This is a genomic window from Streptomyces sp. NBC_00370, from assembly GCF_036084755.1.
Classification (GTDB): Bacteria; Actinomycetota; Actinomycetes; order Streptomycetales; family Streptomycetaceae; genus Streptomyces.
On record NZ_CP107968.1, the window covers coordinates 8107545 to 8126678 of the forward strand.

Sequence of the window (19134 nt, forward strand, 5' to 3'; positions counted from 1 at the left end):
CTTCGCGCTGCGGTACTCGACCGGCACGCGCAAGATCAGGCTACGCGGAAATGATCCGTTCCGTTTCTGCTTTCACGTTCACCGCAGGGCAGTTGGCGGATACGATCTGGTCATGACGGAAAGTGCTGGCAAGTCCGACGGCGGGGCTGGTTCATCGCTTGTCGAGCGGGTGGTGGACGTACGACTGGCCACTGTGCACGGCGATTTTCTCGCAATCGGCTATCGGGACAGCTGTCGCGCGGATGAGCAAATGGCCCTGGTGTACGGCGATGTCGGGGGAGAGGACCCCGAAGGAGCGGCGGAAGGGGTGCTCACCCGTCTGCATTCGGAGTGTCTGACCGGAGACGCCTTCGGGTCCAGACATTGCGACTGCGGGGACCAACTGGCCGCCGCGCTGGGCGCCATCGCACGCGAGGGACGGGGGGTCCTCATCTATCTCCGGGGCCACGAGGGCCGGGGCATAGGGCTGTTGGCCAAACTCCAGGCGATGCGGCTCCAGGCGGACGGACTGGACACGGTCGAGGCGAATCTGGCCCTGGGACTGCCCGCGGACGCCCGTGACTACGGAGTGGCGGCCGGGATCCTGCACGACCTCGGCGTGAGTTCCGTACGGCTGATGTCGAACAACCCCCGCAAGAGCCAGGCCCTGCTGCGGCACGGCATCAAGGTCGCCGAGCGGGTCCCGCTGCTGATGCCCCCGAGCGACGAGAACATCAGATATCTGCGGACCAAGCGCGAACGCCTCGGCCATCACCTGCCCCATCTGGAGGCACCGGTCGTCAGGGGCGTATGACGTCCGAGGAAGCGCGTTCGACGGCGAGCATCGCGGCGTCGTCGCCCAACGGGCCGCCCGTATGAGCGACGAGGTCGCGGTGCAGCCGCTCCAGCAGCGCCTCAGGACCTGACGGGGGGAACGAGGCCACCCGCTCGGCCAGGGGATAGAACTCGCCCTCCGGCGAGCGGGCCTCGATGACGCCGTCGGTGTACAGCAGCAGCGTGTCGCCACGCTCGAAGGCGAACACATCTCCGTGATGCTCCGGCGCCGGCAGGCCGCACAGCCCGAGCGGTGGCGAGGGCCGGGCCGCGTACAGCACCGTCGTGCGCCGGTCGCGCAGCAGCAGCGGCGGGGGATGGCCGCAGTTGATCATCTCCGCGGGCCCTTCGTCGTCCGGGATCTGCAGCAGCAGGCCGGTCACGAAGTGCTCCCCGGGGTCGGCCGTCGTGTCGCTGACGTCCTCCAGGTCCTGGCAGACGCTCTCCTCGATGACCTCCACCAGCTCCGGCAGGCCCGGGCAGCGCCGGGCGCCCTCCCGGAAGGCGCCCAGGACGACGGACGCCTCGCCGATCGCCGCGAGGCCCTTGCCCCGCACATCCCCGATGATCACCCGGCTGTTCCGCCCGCCCGCCCGGGTGACGGCGAACAGGTCACCACCGATCTGGGTGTCGTCCTCGGCCGCCAGATAGCGCCACGCCACCCGCAGCGGTCCGACCCGACCCGGCGGCGGGCGCAGCAGCACCCGCTGAGCCGTCTCGGCCACCGATCTGACCCTGGTCAGCTCCTGGCCGCGCCGCTCCCGGACATGACAGAAGAAGACGACCAGCGCGGACAGCACCGCCAGGGCGATGATCTGCGCGACATGGTTGGCGGTGGTCAGACCGCCGTGGAACACGGCGATGAAGATCTGCGCCGCCACGGCCGCGCCACCCACCATGGCGGTACGCAGCGGCCCGCCGAAGGAAGCGGTCAGGGCGGGGGCGATGACCAGCAGCGGACCGAGGTGGACGTATTCGGGCGACCGCACATCCACGGCGGAGATCACCACGATCAGTGCCAGCGGAATCACCATGAGTGCCCCGCCGGGACTCCGCGTCAGCAGATGATCCAACCGACGGGCATCCATATCTACCTTTTCGCACCTGGTCGTACGGGACCGGCCGCACCGCTCCTGCCACGCCGGGCGAGGGCACGCTGCGCCGCCGAGAAAGCGCCTGCCGCCCGGTGCGTGCGCAGCGCGGCGCGTGCCGCGTTCGCGCCGGGCGCGCCGTGCACCCCGCCGCCGGGATGCGCGCTCGCGGACGCCAGATACAGACCACGAACGGGGGTCTCGGGCCGCCCGGTGCCGGGCGTGGGGCGGAAGACCAGCTGCTGGTGCAGGCTGGTGGTGCCGCCGTTCAGCGCGCCACCGTGCAGATTGGCGTCCAGCGACTCCAGGGTGGGCGGCGCGAGGATCCTGCGGGCCAGGACGCGGTCGCGGAAACCGGGCGCGTACCGCTCCACCTGCGCCTCGATCCGGTCGGCCATGGCCGTACGCTCCCGCTCGTCCCAGCTGCCGGTGAGCCCGTCCTCCCCGGCGTCGCCCTTGATCCGGTGCGGCACGTGGGTGTAGGCCCACGCCGACTCCGTACCTGCCGGTGACCGGGAGGCGTCGGCGGTCGTCATCTGCCCCAGCAGCGCGAACGGCGCGTCGGGCACCTGCCCCATGGCGATCTGCGCGGCGAACCGGGTGAGCGCGTCGACCCCGTCGGCCAGATGGACCGTCCCCGCCGTCGCCGCCTGCGGGGCGGTCCAGGGGATCGGGCCGCTCAGCGCCCAGTCGACCTTGAAGGTCGCGAAGTCCCACTGGAAGCGGCGCAGGTCGTCGAAGACCCGGTCCGGCAGCTCCGCCGCGTCGACCAGTCGGGTGTACAGGTCCGGCGCCGCGACATCCGCGAGGACGGCCTTGCGGGCCACGATCCCCTCGCCGCCGGCGGTCCGTACGCCCACGGCGCGGCCACCGCGTACGACGACCTCCGTGACCCGCTCACCGCAGCGCACACCGCCGCCGAGCCGCTCCAGCCGGCGCACCAGAGCGTCGGTCAGCCGGCCGGAACCGCCGACCGGCACCGGAAAGCCATGTGTCTGGCCGAGCATCGACATCAGCCAGCCGAAGCCGCCGCTGCCCGCCGCCTCCGGGGCGAGATCGGCGTGCAGCGCGTTGCCAGCCAGCAGCAGTCTGCCGCCCTCGCCGGTGAACTCCTCCTCGCCGAGCCGCCGGACCGGCAGCGCCATGGTGCGGGCCAGCCGCAGTCCGCCGCCCGCCCGCAGCCGGGCGGCCAGCCGCGCCGCGGCGCGCACCGGCGGGAACGGTGTGAAGAGGGCTTCCAGCAGGGGTTCGTCCAGCAGGTCCCAGATACGGCACAGATGCTCCCAGGCCTGCCCGTCGCCCGCGCCGAACGCCTCAAGCCCTTCCGCCGTCGACTCGCGGTCGCGGTCCAGTACGGCGCAGCGGCCGTCCGCCAGCGGATGCGCGAGCACCCGGGGCGCGTGGGTCCAGCGCAGTCCCTCCGCCTCCAGGGCGAGCGCAGCGATCACCGGAGAGGCGGCGGCGAGCGGATAGAAGGCGCTGAAGACGTCGCTGATGTAGTCGGGATGCACGCCCCGGTCGCTGCGCAGCGCCCCGCCGGGCTCCTCCTGCGCCTCCAGGACCTCCACGCTCCAGCCCGCGTCGGCCAGCAGATTGGCGGCCACCAGCCCGTTGGGTCCCGCGCCGATCACCACCGCGTCAGGCATGGGCTGTCCTGGCGCCGCGGGGCAGCCCCTCGACCACATCGGCGAGGCGGCGCAGCATGCTGCGGTGCCGGAGCTGGATCAGGGCGTCGACGGCGCCGTTGTGCAGGGACCCGCCGGGGCCGGTCAGCGGGTGCTCGTCCACGACGACCAGGGTGTCCTCGCCCCAGGGGTTGATCTCGACGGCGATACGGGCGGTGCCGAGCGGTCCTGAGAAGGCTTCCAGTTCGAGCCGCTGGGGCGGTTCGTGGCGGCGTACCACGGTGTGGCCGCTCGCCTGCCACGGGCCGAGCCGTACCAGATACTCGATCTTCGAGCCGAGGGCGGGCCAAGCGTCGTCCACCGGGTGGGACTTGTAGGTGCCCACCACCCAGTCCGCGTAGCGCGAGCCGTCCGCGAGCACGGCCCACACATCGGCCGGAGGCCGTTTGATCAACTGGTGCCGGACAGCCATGGGTCCTCCGGGGTGTGTCGACCGGAACGGAAAAGGGCTCCCCCGAGTCAGCGTAGGTCAGGACCCGGTTCCCGGCCTGTCGGCCCGGCGGCGGGGGCCGCGGACACGCGGTGAACGACCCTGCGCGGTCAACGGCTGTCCCAGGATGGCAGGATTGCGAGCATGACCAGCAATGTTTATTTCGACATCAGCATCAACGACGAGCCCTCCGGGCGGATCGTCTTCCAGCTGTTCGACGACGTGGTGCCGAAGACGACGGCGAACTTCCGCGCGTTGGCCACGGGCGAGCAGGGATTCGGCTACGCGGGCTCGTCCTTCCACCGGATCATCCCCGAGTTCATGCTGCAGGGCGGCGACTTCACCGCAGGGAACGGCACCGGCGGCAAGAGCATCTACGGGCAGAAGTTCCCGGACGAGAACTTCCAGCTCAAGCACGACAGGCCGTTCCTGCTGTCGATGGCCAACAGCGGCCCGGACTCCAACGGCTCGCAGTTCTTCGTCACAACCGTGGTGACGAGCTGGCTGGACGGCAAGCACGTCGTCTTCGGCGAGGCCGTCGAGGGCCAGGACCTGATCCGCAAGATCGAGGCGCTCGGCACCCGCTCGGGCGCCCCCAAGGCCAAGGTCACGATCACCGCGTCCGGCACGGTCTGACCGGTACGTACCGCACCCCGCCCGGGGCGGACCGCCCGGCCGCGGACCCTGTCTAGGCAGTGTCGGCGGACCGGCCGAAGCCGTCCTGGGCGTGCGGTGCCGGATATCCCGGCGGGGAGAAGCAGGCCGTGACGGTTTTGCCGTCGCTCTGCGCGTGCGTCTCCCAGCTGTCGGCGAGCGCGTCGATGATGGTGAGCCCCCGCCCCGACGTGGCCAGCTCCTCGGACGACCGGGGCGCGGGCACCGCGTCACCCGAGTCGTGCACGCTCACATGCAGACAGGTGTTGTCCCAGGCCAGGATCAGCTGCGCGGTGCTCCGTGCGTGCACATGCGCGTTCGTGATCAGCTCCGAGACGGTGAGCAGCACGTCGTCCACCGTGTCGGGCGCTTCCGCGGTCCACGGCAGCGAGTCGAGGTGCGCGCGCGCCCAGTTACGGCCCGCCTGCACCCCTCCCGAGATGGGGAAGGACTGCGCCCACCCCACTGCCTTCATCGACATGTCGCCCACCGTGCTCCTCCTCGATCCGCTGCACCGGTTCGTCGTCTACCCCCGGATAACGGGGCGAGTCGGCCGGCCGGGCGCGGGTATCACCGAGCGGAAACCCGCAGCGCCCTGATCGCGGCGCTCGCCGTTCAGCCGCCGGTGTCGGTGGCCGTGTGAACGGCGTCGCCCGCCCGCAGCAGGCGCAGAAAGGCCTTGATGCCGGTGATGATCTCCTCGTTGTCCGTCAGCCGGTTCACCGTGGCCTCGAACTCCCGCCCCAGCAGCACGATCTTCCGGTCGGCCTCGTCGGCGCGCGCGTATACGGAGGCACCCAACGCATCGACGGAGCGCCGCAGTTCGGCGAGCGCGAGGTACTGCTCCTCGGCCTTGTCCTCCAGGACCTTCATCCCGCTCTCCGTCCGCCCGACCTGCTTGCGCAGTTCCAGCACGTCGTCGCGGGGATACGTGACGTCCGTCAGCAGCGTGCGCAGCCGCCCGCGCAGTTGGCCGAAGTAGGCGCCGGCGGGCCGGAAGACCGTGCTCAACAGGCAGAAGCCGGCGAACCAGTAGCCCGTCGCCCCGCCGGTCGCCGCCGTGACCGCGACGACGACACCGGCCGTCAGCACATGTCCCGCCACGGCGGCCCGCAGCATCAGCCGCGCGATCCGGGCGGCCTCGGCGTCGCGCTCGGGCGAGATCTCCAGGCCCTTCTCGCGGCTCACCCCGATCTCGGCAAGCACCGCATGTGCCCGGAAGTACAGGTTCCACGGGACGGTCAGCAGTACGAGCAGCCACAGCAGACACAGCGCGCCCGCCCCGGCGGTGAGCAGTGCCGGCAGCGGGGCGCCGGCCGCGTACGCCGCGGCCAGCGCCCCGGCGGTCAGTGCGACCACCAGCAGCGCGCCCAAGAACTTCCCCATGCCGTCCCCCAGTTCACCGGTCGATACCCCGGCCCTCACCCTGGCGGTACGGCGCGGACGGGGCATGAGTACCGCTACTCAAAACGGAGTCCGACGGTCAGCCCCACCGCATAGTTACCGTCGGGTAGGGTCGATCGTGTCGGCCCGCCGGCCCAACTCGCCCGGCACACTTCGAAGGAGTAGTCATGCCCACTCTCGACCGTGTGGACGATGTCTTCGTACTGGATCTCGGAGACACCGAGAACCGCTTCCACCCGGACTGGCTCACCGAGGTCAACGCCCTGCTGGACCAGGTGGAGAAGGCGGAGGGGCCGCGCGCCCTGGTGACGGCGGCCACCGGCAAGTTCTTCTCCAACGGCCTGGACCTCGACTGGCTGCTCGCGCACGGCGAACAGGCCGGCGAGTACGTCACCGACGTACAGGAGCTGTTCGTCCGGCTGCTGACCCTGCCGATGGTGACCGTGGCGGCCCTGCAGGGACATACCTTCGCCGCCGGCGCGATGCTCTCGCTCGCCCACGACTTCCGGGTGATGCGCGCCGACCGGGGCTACTGGTGCCTGCCCGAGGCGGACATCAACATCCCGTTCAGCGTCGGCATGTCCGCACTCATCCAGGCCCGGCTGACCCCGCAGACGGCACACGAGTCCATGGTCACCGGCCGCCGCTACGGCGGCGGCGACGCGCTCGCCGCGGGGATCGTCGACCGTACGGCGGACGAGGACGCCGTACGCGCGGCGGCCGTCGAGATCGCCCGGAGCCAGACCGCCAAGGACGGCCGCACGCTCGGGACGATCAAGAACCGTATGTACGCGACCGTCGTCGCGGCGCTGCGGGACAAGGAAACGCCCCTCAGCCTCGGCTGAGCGCCGGGCCGCGCCGTGGGGCCGTCGGGCACGGCCCCCGGCCCCCGGGCGCCGGCCCCTGGCTCAACGGGAAGCCCCTGGCTCAGTGGGAAGCGGCGCTCGCGTCCTTGCGGCTCGGCAGCTTCCAGTTGGGCCGGACGAAGTGGCAGGTGTAGCCCTCCGGGTACTTCTCCAGATAGTCCTGGTGCTCCGGCTCGGCTTCCCAGAAGTCACCGACCGGGGCGACCTCGGTCACTACCTGCCCCGGCCAGAGCCCGGACGCGTTCACATCGGCGATGGTGTCCTCGGCCACCCGCTTCTGCTCGTCGTTCGTGTAGTAGATGCCGGACCGGTAACTCGTCCCGATGTCGCCGCCCTGGCGGTTGAGCGTCGTCGGGTCGTGGATCTGGAAGAAGAACTCCAGCAGGGTGCGGTAGGACGTCAGGGCCGGATCGAAGATGATCTCGATCGCCTCGGCGTGCGTCCCGTGGTTGCGGTAGGTCGCGTTCGGCACATCGCCACCGGTGTAACCGACCCGGGTGGAGACAACGCCGGGGTACTTGCGGATCAGGTCTTCCATGCCCCAGAAGCACCCGCCGGCGAGAACCGCGCGCTCGGTCGAATCCGTCATGTCGTCTCTCCTTACCTCAAGCGTCGGACAGCGTCCGGCGCACCCTCCAGTATCGCCGATCCGGCCGATAGCCGGAGGCGGTCACCCCTGCGCCGTGGGACGGACGACGATCTCGTTCACATCGACGTCGGCGGGCTGCTCGACGGCGAAGGCGACGGCGCGCGCGATCGCGTCCGGCGGGATGGCGAACGCCTCCTTCGAGGCCGCCAGCTGGGCGCGTACCTCGGGGTCGGGCACGGAATCCGTGAAGTCCGTCCTGACGAAGCCGGGGGAGACGACCGACACCCGCACATCGGGCCCCGCCTCCTGGCGCAGCCCGTCGGAGATCGCCCGGACCGCGACCTTCGTGGCCGAATAGACGGCCTGCTTCGGCACCGTGCGGTACGCGGCCGTGGACGCGGTGTGCACGAACTGCCCGAAGCCCTGGCCGCGGAAGACCGGCAGCGCGGCGGCGATGCCGTGCAGGACGCCCCTGACATTGACGTCGATCATCGCGTCCCAGTCGTCGACACGCAGGTCGTCCAGGGCGGAGACCGGCCCGATGCCGGCGTTGCTGACGAGTACGTCGAGTTTCCCGTACCGTTCGCGGGCCAGCGCGACGAGGCCCGCCAGATCGGCGCGGCGCGTCACGTCCGTGACGGTGTGGGCGGCCTCACCGCCCTCGGCGGCGATACGGGCGGCCAGCGCCGCCAGCCGCTCCGGGCGGCGCGCGCCGAGCACGACCTTCGCGCCGCGCCGGGCGAGCAGCAGCGCGGTGGCCTCGCCGATGCCGCTGGTGGCGCCGGTGACGGCGATGACCTTGTCCTTGATCTCCGACATGATGTGGTCCTCTGTGAACAGATTGGTGAACAGGTCCATGAACAGGCCCGCGATACGCGGTAGCCTCGAAGCGGACATGTGTCCGGCTACTCCGTGAACCGTAGCGGACATGTGTCCGATTAGCCAGTCGGTGATGTCGTACGGAGGAGAGCCCATGGCCGAGAGGCAGCAGGAGGCGCGCACGCCCCGGTCCGGCCTGCGCGCCGACGCCGAGCAGAACCGCGCCCGGATCCTGGAGGCCGCGCGCACCGCCCTGGCCACGAGCGGCGATGCGTCGCTCCAGTCCATCGCCAAACTGGCCGGGATCGGCCAGGGGACCCTCTACCGGCACTTCCCGAACCGGGAGGCCCTGGTGCTCGCCGTGCACCGCCATGACGTAACCGAACTCGTCGAAGCCGCCCCCGCGCTGCTCGCCGCGCACCCGCCGGCCGAGGCGCTGCGCCGGTGGTTCGACCGGCTCGCCGCGTACGGGCGGATCAAGCACGGCCTCGCCGGCGCGCTGCACACGGTCACGCGGGCCCAGCTGGCGGGCGAAGGGTACGGACCGGTCGTCGGAGCCATCGCGCTCCTGCTGGACGCCGGCAAGGAAGCGGGGGAGATCCGGCAGGACGTCGACGCCGAGGAAGTACTGCTGCTGGTCGGCTTCCTGTGGCGGATCGACCTCGACGCCGACTGGGAGGCACGCTCGCGGCACATGCTCGGACTGGTGATGGACAGCCTGCGCGCCGGCACGGCGTCCGGGGTCTGAACCGAAGCGTCAGACGGGACCTCACATTTCGCGTACCTCGCGCGTCTTCCCTGTGACGGCGAAAACGCAGCAGAGGAGACCGGAACCATGGACACGCGCCACGCGATCGTGGACACCCCGCTCGGCGAGCTGACGGTGGCGGCGTCGGGGGACGCCATCGTGGGTCTCTACTTCCCGCACCACTGGTACCTGCCGCCGGAGGGCAGCCTGGGCCCGCTGACCGCCGTCGAGGACGACGCGCTGCTCACGGCCGCCGCGACCCAGCTGCGCGAGTACCTCGCCGGTGAGCGGTCCTCGTTCGACCTGCCGACGGCGACCGACGGGGAGCCGTTCCAGGAGCGCGTCTGGGCGCTGCTCCGCGAGATCCCGTACGGCGAGACCGTCACCTACGGCCAGCTCGCCGAGCGACTCGGCGACAAGGCACTCGCCCAGTCGGTGGGACAGGCCGTCGGCCACAACCCGCTCTCCATCATCGTGGCCTGCCACCGGGTCGTCGGCAGCAACGGGAAGCTCACCGGGTTCGCCGGCGGACTCAAGCGCAAGCAGTTCCTGCTCGAACTCGAAGAACCCGAGACGGCGAAGGCCGCGCGGCTGTTCTGAACGGACATCATGAAACCCTTTGAACAGGTCGTCACCGAACACGCGGACACGGTGCTCCGCGTGTGCCGGGCGGTCGTCGGCGTCCACGACGTCGACGACGCCTGGTCGGAGACCTTCCTCGCCGCGATGCGCGCCTACCCGGAGCTGTCGGAGGACGCGAACGTCGAGGCGTGGCTGGTCACCATCGCCCACCGGAAGGCCGTCGACATCACCCGCGCCCGCGCCCGGCACGCGATCCCCGTGGACGAACTGCCCGACCGTCCCTCGACCAGCGGACTGCCTGACGCCGCGGACCCCGACCTGTGGGACGCGGTCAAGGCACTTCCGTCCAAACAGCGGCAGGCGGTCGCCTACCACCACTTCGCCGGCCTGCCGTACCGCGACGTCGCCTCCCTCGTCGGAGGCACGCCGGACGCGGTACGCCGCGCCGCTTCGGACGGCATCAAGGCACTGAGAACCACCCTCGCCGGCACCCACGCGAAAGGAGTCACCCCATGAACGACACCAACGACACCGACGTCACCAACGACACCAACGACGCCAACGGCACACCGGACGACGACACCGCGGCCCTGCTCGCCCGCGCCGGCGTCTCCGCGGGCCCGGAGAGGCTGAGCAGACTGCACGGCAAACTCGAAGAGGCGGCGGCACGCGACGGGATCCTCGACGTCGCCTACACCACCGTCGACACCCCGGTCGGCCCGCTGCTGCTCGCGGCCACCGAGAAGGGCCTGGTCAGGGTCGCCTACGCCGTCGAGGACCACGACAAGGTCCTCGACACCCTGACCACCCGGCTGAGCCCCCGTGTGCTGCGCGCGCCACGCCGCCTGGACGCGGCGGCCCGCGAACTCGACGAGTACTTCAACGGCGCGAGGCAGGCCTTCGACCTCCCCCTCGACCTGGCGCTCTCCAAGGGCTTCCGGCAGCTCGTCCAGCGCCACCTCCCTGACATCGCCTACGGCCACACCCAGAGCTACGCGGAAGTGGCCCGCCTCGTCGGCAATCCCAAGGCGGTACGGGCGGTCGGCACGGCCTGCGCGACCAACCCGCTCCCCGTGGTCGTCCCCTGCCACCGCGTACTGCGCAGCGACGGCACACTGGGCGGCTACGCGGGCGGCCCCGACGCCAAGTCCATCCTGCTGAACCTGGAATCGGCGGCGTAAACGGCGAGGGGATTGGTACGGTCTCTGCCGTGAAGTGATCTCCCGGTGGCGGCGTGCGCCGCCACGGACGGCGCATGAGGCACACCGTCATGTCCCGCGCCCGCGCGGGCAGTTCCGTCCGGAGACTTCACGATGACCCCGCACGCGTCAGGGACCGGCCACCTGCTGGTGGACTGGGCCACGTTCCCGCCCGTCGGCCATGTGATCGAGGGCCTGCAGATCGCCGGCGCCTACGCCGCCGCGTACCCGCACCTGCCGGTCTCCCTGGCACTGCATCGCCGCGCGCCGGTGGAACTCGCCGACTGCTGCGACTTCCTGGCCGCCCACTACACCGTCGACTACGACGTGGCGGGCACGTCCCTCCCGGACGACGTCTTCGCCGCCGTCCCACCGGACTGGCGGTGGACCTACCGCTGCTACATGCGGGACGACCCGGCCAACCAGGCCGCGTTCCCCCAACTGGCACGTCTGTCGGCCGCCGCCGCCGCGTACTTCGGCACGCCCAGGGACGCCCCGGGTCTCAGCCACCTCCCTGAGCACCCACTGCGACTGAAGCTGCCGGAGGACGCGCGGCGAGCGGCACATGACGTCCTCGGCGCGGTATCCGCGGGGACTCCGGTCCTGGCCGTCCTGACCAGTGGCGGCGGCAACCGCGAGGCGTACCCCTCCACCGGCTCATGGCTGCTGATGCTGCGCGAACTGCGCGCCGCCTGGCCGCAGGCGGTCATCGTCCTGGTCGGGAAGACCGCAGGCGCGCACGGGCGCCGCTCCAGCGCCATGCCGCGCGCCGAGGTCGCGGCGCTGATGGCGGCGGTCGGCGCCGTGGACGGTTACGACCTACCCCTGCTCGTGCAACTCGCCCTCGTACAGCGGGCGGCGCTGCTGCTCTCCCCACACTCGGGATTCGGCTTCGCCGCGCTCGCCGTGGGCACGCCGTGGCTCACGCTGTCGGGAGGGCCGCACTTCGAGTACTTCCACAACGGCGTCCCGTTCCACTCACTCGTCCCCGACACCTCGCGGTTCCCCGCGTTCGGCGGCGCCACGCACGTGGTGGCGGCCGACAGCGACGGCAGCGGGCCGCGCGAGGCGTCGATGACGCGCGAGCGGGTGACCGGGGCCCTGCCGGAACTGCTCGAAGCGGCGGCGTCCCTCGTCGCGGGGAGGCTGACGTACGAGGAGTGCCTCGCCGCCTACTTCCCGCGCCTCCAGGGCGCGTTGGGCGGGGACGTCTCGGCGCTGAGCTCCTGGGACAACGTGCATCTCAGGTTCGTCCGCGGCTGACGCCTCGCCGGAGCCGTAAGGGTTTGACGCCGACACCCGCCAGGCCGTGCAGGGTGGCCGGGTCGAGGTCGTCGTCCGGGGTGTCGGGGCGCCAGTGGGGGAGTGGCACGATGCCGGGGTCCACGAGGTCGAAGCCCGCGAAGAACGGCTCCAGTTCGGTGGCCGAGCGCATGATCAGGGGGGTCGTCGTGCGGCGGTAGATCTGCTGAACAGCCTCCTGGCCGGAGGGAGTCGGCCCGTTCTCCAGCGTGGCGTGCGTGATGACGACGACGCTCCCGGGCGCCAGCGCGTCGCGCAGGGCCGCGATGATCTCGGTGGGCCGGTCGCCATCGTGCAGGAAGTGCGTGATCGCGACCAGCATGAGCGCGACGGGCCGGTCGAAGTCCAGCAGCCGGCGGGTCTCCGGGTGGTCGAGGACGGAGCTGGGGTCACGCAGGTCGGCGTTGGCGATGGTGGCGTTGTCGTTCCCCGCCAGTACCGCGCGGCTGTGCGTGACGGCGACGGGGTCGTTGTCGACGTAGACGACACGGGCGTCGGGCCGGGCCCGCTGGACCGCCTCGTGGACACTGCCGAACGTCGGGATGCCCGAACCGATGTCGAGGAACTGGCTGATGCCCCGGTCCGTGGCGAACCGCAGCGCGCGGTGCATGACCGCCCGGTTGGCGCGGCCGATCGCCGGGATCCCAGGCATGGCCTCGACAGCCGCTCTGGCCGCCGCCCTGTCGACCTCGAAGTTGTGCGAGCCGCCGAGGAAGTAGTCGTATATCCGTGAGGCGTTGGGCTTGGTGATGTCGACGTCCTCCGGTGCCCAGGAGGGCCGGGCGGTCTCGGTCACGGTCGGTGTCTCCAGGTGGTCGGGCCGGCAAGGCGTCCGGCGGGATCGTGGACAGGGCGCTGCGCACGAGGCTACTGACCGCGTGTTCGCCGGGATACGGCAACCCGGAAAATCGGACGCCCGCCATCTCCCCTTCCGGTGCTCTACGTTGGGTCATCCGGCGGATTGAGGAGAGCGCGTGACCGAGGAGTTGGGCGACGGGTTCACGGTCGTGGTCGTCGGGGCGGGCCCTGCGGGCCTCACCGCCGCGGTGCTGTTGCAGACGTCAGGCATCCGGACCGTCGTGCTGGAGCGGCAGTCCCGCTCCTACGTCGAGGGCAGACAGCGCGCCGGCATCGTCGACACGAGCGCGGTGCGGATGTTCCAGGAATGGGGACTGGCGGACGAGGTACTGGGCGGGATCCCGTTCGACGGGGTCCTGGAGGTACGGGTCGACGGCCGCAGCCGCTTCATCGACGAGGGCGACATCGGCGACGGCGTGAAGGCGCGGCTCTGCCCCCAACAGGTCCTGGTCAAGCGGCTCGCCACCAGGTATCTCCAGGGCGGCGGGGACCTGCGGTTCGAGGCGGCTGCGGTGGCGCTGTCCGGGATCGACGGCGAGCGGCCCACCGTCACCTACCGTGACGCGGACGGCGTGTCGCACTCGCTCGCCGCCGATTTCGTCGCGGGCTGTGACGGCGACCGGGGCGTGTCCCGGCAGGCCATGCCCGAGGGCAGCCAGCTGACGTATCCGTACGACCACGGCGTCGCCCATCTCACCGTCCTGGCCGAAGCCCCGCCCCCGGCCCGTCCGTTGCTCGCGGTGAGTACGCACGGCTACGCCGCCCACTTCCCGCGCGGCCCGCACGCCAGCCGTTTCTACGTCCAGTGCTCCCCGGACGACCAGGTGGCGGACTGGCCGCACGACAGGATCTGGGACCAGCTGCGCGCCCGGCTCGGCCGGGCGGATCTGGCCGGAGGACCCATCAACGACCTGGAGGTCTTCCGGCTCAGAAGCGTCATGCGTGAACCGATCAGCCACGGCCGGCTCTTCCTGCTGGGCGACGCCGCCCATGTCATCTCACCCATGGGCGCCAAGGGCATGAACCTCGCGCTGTACGAGGCCGACGTCTTCGCCCGCGCCGTCGGGGACTTCGTCCGGGGCGACGGCGCGGCGCTGGCCGCCTACTCCCAGGTGTGTGTCGAACGGTCCTGGAACTACCAGGAGTTCTCGCACTGGATGACGGAGATGCTGCACGACTCCGGCGACACCTCACGCGTCGGCCCGTTCCGCGGACGCATGGCGCGCGCCAGACTGGAGCGGCTGTTCACATCAGGACGCGCCTCCGCCGCGTTCGCCGAGCTGATGGCGGGCCTGGGCTGACCGGGGCGGTCGACCGGGGCAGCGGGCCCACCACCACGCGCCGGTACGGGAGTCAGAGCAGGTCCCGCACCTCGTCGGCGGCGACATCCTGGAGATCCTCCGCGAGCAGCAGCCAGCGGGTGACGCCGATCGACTCCAGGAACGCCAGGTCGTGCCCCGCGATCAGCAGAGCGCCCTCGTACGAGCCGAGCGCGCTCGTCAGCTGACGCACGCTTGCCATGTCGAGGTTGTTGGTCGGCTCGTCCAGCATCAGCAGCTGGGGCGCCGGGGCCGCCAGCATCATCGCGGCGAGCGCGGCGCGGAAGCGCTCGCCGCCGGACAGGGTGCCGGCCGGCTGTTCCGCGCGCGCCCCCTTGAAGAGGAAGCGGGCGAGCTGTGAGCGGATGTGGTTGTCGGTGACACCGGGCGCCAGCCGGGCCACGTTGGCCGCGACGCTCAGCTCGTCGTCCAGCACGTCGAGCCGCTGCGGCAGGAAGCGCAGCGGCACGAACGTCCTGGCCTCACCGGACACCGGGGCCAGCTCGCCGGTGAGCGTGCGCAGCAACGTGGTCTTGCCCGCGCCGTTGCGCCCGACAAGGGCGATGCGCTCGGGCCCGTGCACCTCCAGATCGCCCGAGACGAGTTTGCCGAACCGGGGCCGCAGGTCACGCAGGCTCAGGACGGTACGGCCTGCCGGGACCGCGGTGTGCGGCAGACTCACCCGGATCTCCGCCTCGGCGCGGACCGCGTCCGCCGCTTCCTCGCGGCGCTCACGCGCCTCGTTGAGCCTGTCCTCGTGCACCCCGCGCAGCTTGTCGCCCGACTCCTGCGAGGACCGCTTCAGCTCGCCGGCGACGATCCTGGATGCCCGCCGCTGGCCGTCCATCTTCTTGTTGTTCCGCTGCCGGCGGGCCAGTTTCACCTGGGTCTCCTCCAACTCGCGCTTCTGCCGCCGTACGTCCGCCTCGGCCGACCGCAACGTCCGCCCCGCCGCCTCCTGTTCGGTGGCCCGCGCCTCCTGGTACGCCGACCAGCCGCCCCCGTACCAGCTGACCGACCCGGAGCGCAGCTCGGCGATCCGGTCGACACGTTCGAGCAGGTCCCGGTCGTGACTGACGACGACCAGGACGCCCGAACGCCACGAGTCCACGGCCTCGTAGAGTCGGCGGCGCGCGAACAGGTCGAGGTTGTTGGTCGGTTCGTCCAGCAGCAGCACGTCAGGGCGCTCCAGCAGCAGCGCGGCCAGCCGCAGCAGCACGGTCTCGCCGCCGGACATCTCGCCGACGGTACGGTCCAGTTCGACCTCGTCGAGGCCGAGCGAGCCCAGGGTCGCCAGGGCCCGCTCCTCGACGTCCCAGTCGTCGCCGATCGTCTCGAAGTGCTCGTCGCGTACGTCCCCGGCCTCGACGGCGCGTACCGCCGACCGACGTTCGGCGATGCCCAGGGCCTGGTCGACGCGCATGGCCGTGTCGAGGGTGAGGTTCTGCGGAAGGTACGCCAGGCTCCCCGCCACGGTCACCGACCCCTGAGAGGGGCGCAGTTGACCGGCCAGCAGCCGCAGCAGGGTGGATTTGCCGGAGCCGTTGTCACCGACCAGACCGTTACGGCCACGGCCGATGGAGAGGTTGAGTCCGTCGAAGACGCCCGTGCCGTCCGCCCATCGGTAGGACAGGGCGGAGCAGGTCACGGAAGCGCCGGATGTGATGGGTGTCGCCATGATGGTTCTCGCAGTCGCAAGCGCGGTGGACGGGGGGCTTCGTATGCGAGCACCACGCGGCGACCGAACCGGGAGAGGCAGGTGTGACGGTCCCCTGAAGAAGGGCGGACCGGTCATGGCACCGAGGTCGCATCCACGCGGGGTCACGCGGCGGGCAGAGCCGCAGCGGCGTGACAGGCGTACGGCGGGAGCCGCACGGCGTGATGATCGCGAACCTCAGATGCGCAACGTCCACCTCGATCGGAGACAACAGAGACACACCGACCTTACCGATCAGGCGCGGTGAAGGCAACGCGCGCCTGATCCGCCGGGCGGGCGGTCCCCGATCCGTCGGACGGGCGGTCGTGGCATGATCTGCGGTCAGGCACAGTGCCGGTGCTGTGCGGATGTCGGCCGGAGCGCGTGGACATGACGCAACAGGCGTACCCGTGGCACCGGTTCGGCCGGCCGCGGTGGCTCGGCCGGTGGCGGCTGCCGCTCGCCGTGTGCGTGCTGCTCGCCGGGATGGCCGTGGCGATGGTCACCACCGCCGTCGAGCAGACCCCGACCATCGACGAACCGGTCTACGTCGGCACAGCGGTGGTCTACGCACAGCAGCACAGCCTCCGGTACAACCCCGAACACCCGCCGCTGGGCAAGCTGATCATCGCGGCCGGGACCGCCTTCGCCCGTCCCCACCTCGATCCGGCTTTCACGGGCGACCAGACGGCGCTCGGAAGACGGTTGCTGTACGAATCGGGCAACGACCCCTGGCGGCTGATGCTGCTGGCGCGGCTGCCGGTGATCGCGCTGACCCTGCTCTTCGGACTGGTCGTTCTCGCCTTCGCGCGTGATCTCACCGGTCCCGTCGGCGGGCTGCTGGCGCTCGCGCTGTACGTGTTCTCGCCCGACCTGATCGCGCACGGATCGCTGGCCACCCTCGACGTACCGGCGGCCGCCTTCCTGCTGACGTCGGTATGGCTGCTGTGGCGGGCGCGGCTGCGGCCGTACCGCTACCTGCCGCTCGCCGGGCTCGCGATCGGCGCGGCGGCGGCCACGAAGATGAGCGCACTGCCCGCCGTGCCGGTGCTGCTGCTCCTCGTCGTCCTGTCGGTGTGGCGGGGCCGCCGGTCGCAGGACCCGGACCGGCCCGGAGCGGCGCGGATCCTGGCGTACGGCGTGGCTGCGGCGGCCGGTGTCGCGGTCCTCGCTCTCGCCGTGGTGTGGGTGAGCTATCTCGCCGTCGACCCCCGGCTGCGCTGGACGACACCCGGGGACGTGCCGGCCGTCCACGGGCTGCGCGGACTCGCCGTGGACCTGCTGCCGCTGCCGGAACCGTACCGGGACGGTCTGCGCGTCCAGTTCGGCTTCGAGGACACCACGTTCGGCGGGTTCCTCTTCGGCAGGCACTACCAGGGCAATCTCTGGTACTACGTCCCGGCAGCGCTGCTGGTGAAGACGCCGCTCGGACTGCTCGCCCTGTGGGCGGCCGGTGCGGCGGCGCTGCTGCGGTCGGGCCGGCTGCGGCCCGCCGTGCCGTACGTCCTCGTCCCCGCCGCCCTGCTGCTGGCGGTGGCCATGACCGGGGCGCGGGACTTCGGCACGCGCTACGTCATCTTCCTGCCGATGTTCCTGGCCGTGGCCGCCGCCGGTGTGACGGTCGTACGGCTGCGGTGGGCGCAGGTCGCCGTCTGGGCGGCTGTCCTGTTCGCCGTGGTCAGTTCGCTGCGTACGTTCCCGTACTACCTGCCGTACTCCAACGAGGCGTTCGGCGGTCCTGCCGAGACCCATCTGCGGCTGCACGACTCGAACGTCGACTGGGGCCAGGACCTGGGCCGGCTCGCCGACCGGCTGCGCGAGCGGTATCCGGGCGAGCGGATCTGGCTCGTCTACAAGGGCAGCGGCGTGCCGTCCTTCTACGGCATCGAAGCCTCCGACCCGCGCCGCACACCCCCCGACGAGGTGCGCGGACTGCTCGTCGTCTCGGACTCGTCGGTCGCCAAGGCCGAAGGCCGGCTGGCGGCACTGATCAGGAGCAGCGAGCCGATCGACGAGGTCGGCCACTCGATCACGGTCTACCGCCGCCCGTCCTGACCGGTTGCCGCCCTGACCAGGCGAGTTGTCCGTGCTCGGAGGCGTTGTCAGTGGCGGGTGGAATCCTGAACGCCATGGACGAACTGATGCGGCGGCGCGTCTACGGCGCCGACCACGAGGACCCCGATCCGGGGCCGAAACCGGGCCATGTCTACCGGGAACTGGTCGCGGGTCCGCTGGACGGGCTGCTGCTCGACGTCACGGGGTGGACGGACCAGCAGCTGTGGGAAGGCAGCGCACTGCCGACGGAGATAGGCGCGTACGGGGCCGGCGGACGGGCCCTGTACGGACCCCGGCCCAGCGATCCGCGCCGCTGGGACTGGGAGGGGGACACGCCCTGAGACGGGGCGCGCCGTGGCGGGCGGCGCCGTTGCCGTCCGGTGGTGCGGGCGTCACTCCTCGTCCCGCTCCCGCGCCGTCTCCTCGGCCACCTGGTGCAGCGTCCTGCCGGTACGCGCCGAGCGGGCCCGCCGCGGGTCGGGCGCGGCCGAGCCGTGCGGGGCGCCGTCGGTGCCGGTCTTCTTCCTCACCAGCAGCCAGGCCTCCTTCTCCGGACCCGTCCCGTCCCGGAACCGGGTGAGGGCGAAAGCGCCGCGCAGCTTCGTCCCGTACAGCCGGAACGACGCGTGCCCGTGCTCCAGCGCGCGCCGGAAGGAGTCCGGGTCCCCGCCGTCCCCGAGCGGCCGGTAGGTGCCCTGGTCCCAGACGATGACCGCGCCCGCGCCGTACTGGCCACCGGCGATGACACCCTCGTACTCCCGGTACTCCAGCGGATGGTCCTCCGTGGGCACGGCCAGCCGCTTTTCGCTCGGCTCAGCGGGCGGTCCCTTCGGCACCGACCAGGATTTCAGCACACCGTCCACCTCCAGCCGGAAGTCGAAGTGCATGGTGCTTGCGTCATGGATCTGGATCACGAACGACGGATCGTCCCCGGACGGCGCGTCCGCACCGCGCGGCTCGTCGGTCGCGCCGAAGTGCCGCTTGTCGCGGTACCGCCCCAGCTTGTCGGGCTCGTCGGCCACAG

General features: G+C 71.4%; 21 protein-coding genes. 11 read left to right on the forward strand and 10 right to left on the reverse strand.

Annotated elements, in window-relative coordinates; genetic code table 11:
- Positions 1–112 precede the first annotated feature (112 nt).
- Positions 113–793, forward strand: coding sequence for a GTP cyclohydrolase II (ribA, locus tag OHS57_RS35465; protein ID WP_328584610.1), 681 nt, complete (start codon positions 113–115; stop codon positions 791–793).
- Here ribA and OHS57_RS35470 read toward each other — a convergent pair.
- Genes OHS57_RS35470 through OHS57_RS35480 form a run of 3 tightly spaced genes read right to left on the reverse strand, consistent with a single transcriptional unit; the run spans position 780 to position 4001 of the window.
- Entirely contained in the window at positions 780–1847 is a 1068-nt protein-coding gene (locus OHS57_RS35470; RefSeq protein WP_328584611.1) for a PP2C family protein-serine/threonine phosphatase, read from the reverse strand. The genes ribA and OHS57_RS35470 overlap by 14 nt on opposite strands.
- 56 nt (positions 1848–1903) lie before the next feature.
- Positions 1904–3550, reverse strand: a complete 1647-nt coding sequence (locus OHS57_RS35475; RefSeq protein ID WP_328584612.1) for a phytoene desaturase family protein — start codon at positions 3548–3550, stop codon at positions 1904–1906.
- On the reverse strand, positions 3543–4001 hold the full coding sequence (locus tag OHS57_RS35480; protein WP_328584613.1) for an SRPBCC family protein: 459 nt from the start codon (positions 3999–4001) through the stop codon (positions 3543–3545). The genes OHS57_RS35475 and OHS57_RS35480 overlap by 8 nt, the downstream gene beginning before the upstream one ends.
- A gap of 162 nt (positions 4002–4163) precedes the next feature.
- Between OHS57_RS35480 and OHS57_RS35485 the strand changes: the two genes are divergently transcribed.
- Positions 4164–4655 carry a peptidylprolyl isomerase gene (locus OHS57_RS35485; RefSeq protein ID WP_041994761.1) on the forward strand — a complete coding sequence of 164 codons (492 nt, stop codon included), beginning with the start codon at positions 4164–4166 and terminating at the stop codon, positions 4653–4655.
- A 52-nt stretch (positions 4656–4707) separates the two neighbouring features.
- Here OHS57_RS35485 and OHS57_RS35490 read toward each other — a convergent pair whose 3' ends face one another.
- Together OHS57_RS35490 and OHS57_RS35495 are read right to left on the reverse strand one after the other, a co-directional pair.
- A complete protein-coding gene (locus tag OHS57_RS35490) occupies positions 4708–5148 on the reverse strand; it encodes an ATP-binding protein (protein ID WP_041997595.1) in 441 nt (146 codons plus the stop codon).
- Positions 5149–5288: 140 nt separating this feature from the next.
- Entirely contained in the window at positions 5289–6059 is a 771-nt protein-coding gene (locus OHS57_RS35495; protein WP_041994765.1) for a hypothetical protein, read from the reverse strand.
- A 185-nt stretch (positions 6060–6244) separates the two neighbouring features.
- Here OHS57_RS35495 and OHS57_RS35500 point away from each other — a divergent pair, with 185 nt between their 5' ends.
- Entirely contained in the window at positions 6245–6922 is a 678-nt protein-coding gene (locus OHS57_RS35500; RefSeq protein ID WP_328584614.1) for an enoyl-CoA hydratase-related protein, read from the forward strand.
- 82 nt (positions 6923–7004) lie between these two features.
- Here the strand turns inward: OHS57_RS35500 and msrA are convergent, their stop codons facing one another.
- Together msrA and OHS57_RS35510 are read right to left on the reverse strand one after the other, a co-directional pair.
- Positions 7005–7532 (reverse strand): peptide-methionine (S)-S-oxide reductase MsrA, encoded by a 528-nt coding sequence (msrA, locus tag OHS57_RS35505; RefSeq protein ID WP_041994771.1) that lies wholly within the window; start codon positions 7530–7532, stop codon positions 7005–7007.
- Positions 7533–7613: 81 nt separating this feature from the next.
- Positions 7614–8351, reverse strand: a complete 738-nt coding sequence (locus OHS57_RS35510; RefSeq protein ID WP_328585236.1) for an SDR family oxidoreductase — start codon at positions 8349–8351, stop codon at positions 7614–7616.
- A 154-nt stretch (positions 8352–8505) separates the two neighbouring features.
- On the opposite strand from OHS57_RS35510, the gene OHS57_RS35515 reads away from it, so the two are divergent.
- From OHS57_RS35515 to OHS57_RS35535, 5 genes are all read left to right on the forward strand, one after another.
- Positions 8506–9099: a TetR/AcrR family transcriptional regulator gene (locus OHS57_RS35515; protein ID WP_328584615.1), complete on the forward strand. Its 594-nt coding sequence runs from the start codon at positions 8506–8508 to the stop codon at positions 9097–9099.
- Between the two features lie 87 nt (positions 9100–9186).
- Complete coding sequence (locus OHS57_RS35520) at positions 9187–9699, forward strand: methylated-DNA--[protein]-cysteine S-methyltransferase (RefSeq protein ID WP_041994783.1); 513 nt, start codon at positions 9187–9189, stop codon at positions 9697–9699.
- A gap of 9 nt (positions 9700–9708) precedes the next feature.
- Positions 9709–10197, forward strand: a complete 489-nt coding sequence (locus tag OHS57_RS35525; RefSeq protein ID WP_328584616.1) for an RNA polymerase sigma factor — start codon at positions 9709–9711, stop codon at positions 10195–10197.
- Positions 10194–10862, forward strand: a complete 669-nt coding sequence (locus OHS57_RS35530; RefSeq protein ID WP_328584617.1) for a methylated-DNA--[protein]-cysteine S-methyltransferase — start codon at positions 10194–10196, stop codon at positions 10860–10862. The genes OHS57_RS35525 and OHS57_RS35530 overlap by 4 nt, the downstream gene beginning before the upstream one ends.
- A gap of 132 nt (positions 10863–10994) precedes the next feature.
- Positions 10995–12143: a hypothetical protein gene (locus tag OHS57_RS35535; protein ID WP_328584618.1), complete on the forward strand. Its 1149-nt coding sequence runs from the start codon at positions 10995–10997 to the stop codon at positions 12141–12143.
- Here OHS57_RS35535 and OHS57_RS35540 read toward each other — a convergent pair.
- Positions 12124–12978, reverse strand: a complete 855-nt coding sequence (locus tag OHS57_RS35540) for an SAM-dependent methyltransferase (protein WP_328584619.1) — start codon at positions 12976–12978, stop codon at positions 12124–12126. The genes OHS57_RS35535 and OHS57_RS35540 overlap by 20 nt on opposite strands.
- Before the next feature lie 178 nt (positions 12979–13156).
- Between OHS57_RS35540 and OHS57_RS35545 the strand changes: the two genes are divergently transcribed.
- Entirely contained in the window at positions 13157–14341 is a 1185-nt protein-coding gene (locus OHS57_RS35545) for a 4-hydroxybenzoate 3-monooxygenase (RefSeq protein ID WP_328584620.1), read from the forward strand.
- Positions 14342–14393: 52 nt separating this feature from the next.
- Here the strand turns inward: OHS57_RS35545 and OHS57_RS35550 are convergent, their stop codons facing one another.
- The gene (locus OHS57_RS35550) at positions 14394–16037 is read right to left on the reverse strand and encodes an ABC-F family ATP-binding cassette domain-containing protein (protein WP_328584621.1); all 1644 of its coding nucleotides are present in this window, start codon (positions 16035–16037) and stop codon (positions 14394–14396) included.
- Positions 16038–16445: 408 nt separating this feature from the next.
- Here OHS57_RS35550 and OHS57_RS35555 point away from each other — a divergent pair, with 408 nt between their 5' ends.
- On the forward strand, positions 16446–18110 hold the full coding sequence (locus OHS57_RS35555; protein WP_328584622.1) for a phospholipid carrier-dependent glycosyltransferase: 1665 nt from the start codon (positions 16446–16448) through the stop codon (positions 18108–18110).
- Between the two features lie 74 nt (positions 18111–18184).
- Positions 18185–18451, forward strand: coding sequence for a hypothetical protein (locus OHS57_RS35560; RefSeq protein ID WP_041994808.1), 267 nt, complete (start codon positions 18185–18187; stop codon positions 18449–18451).
- Positions 18452–18502: 51 nt separating this feature from the next.
- On the opposite strand, the gene OHS57_RS35565 is transcribed toward OHS57_RS35560, so the two are convergent.
- The gene (locus tag OHS57_RS35565; protein WP_041994811.1) at positions 18503–19132 is read right to left on the reverse strand and encodes a DNA polymerase ligase N-terminal domain-containing protein; all 630 of its coding nucleotides are present in this window, start codon (positions 19130–19132) and stop codon (positions 18503–18505) included.
- Positions 19133–19134: the final 2 nt, after the last annotated feature.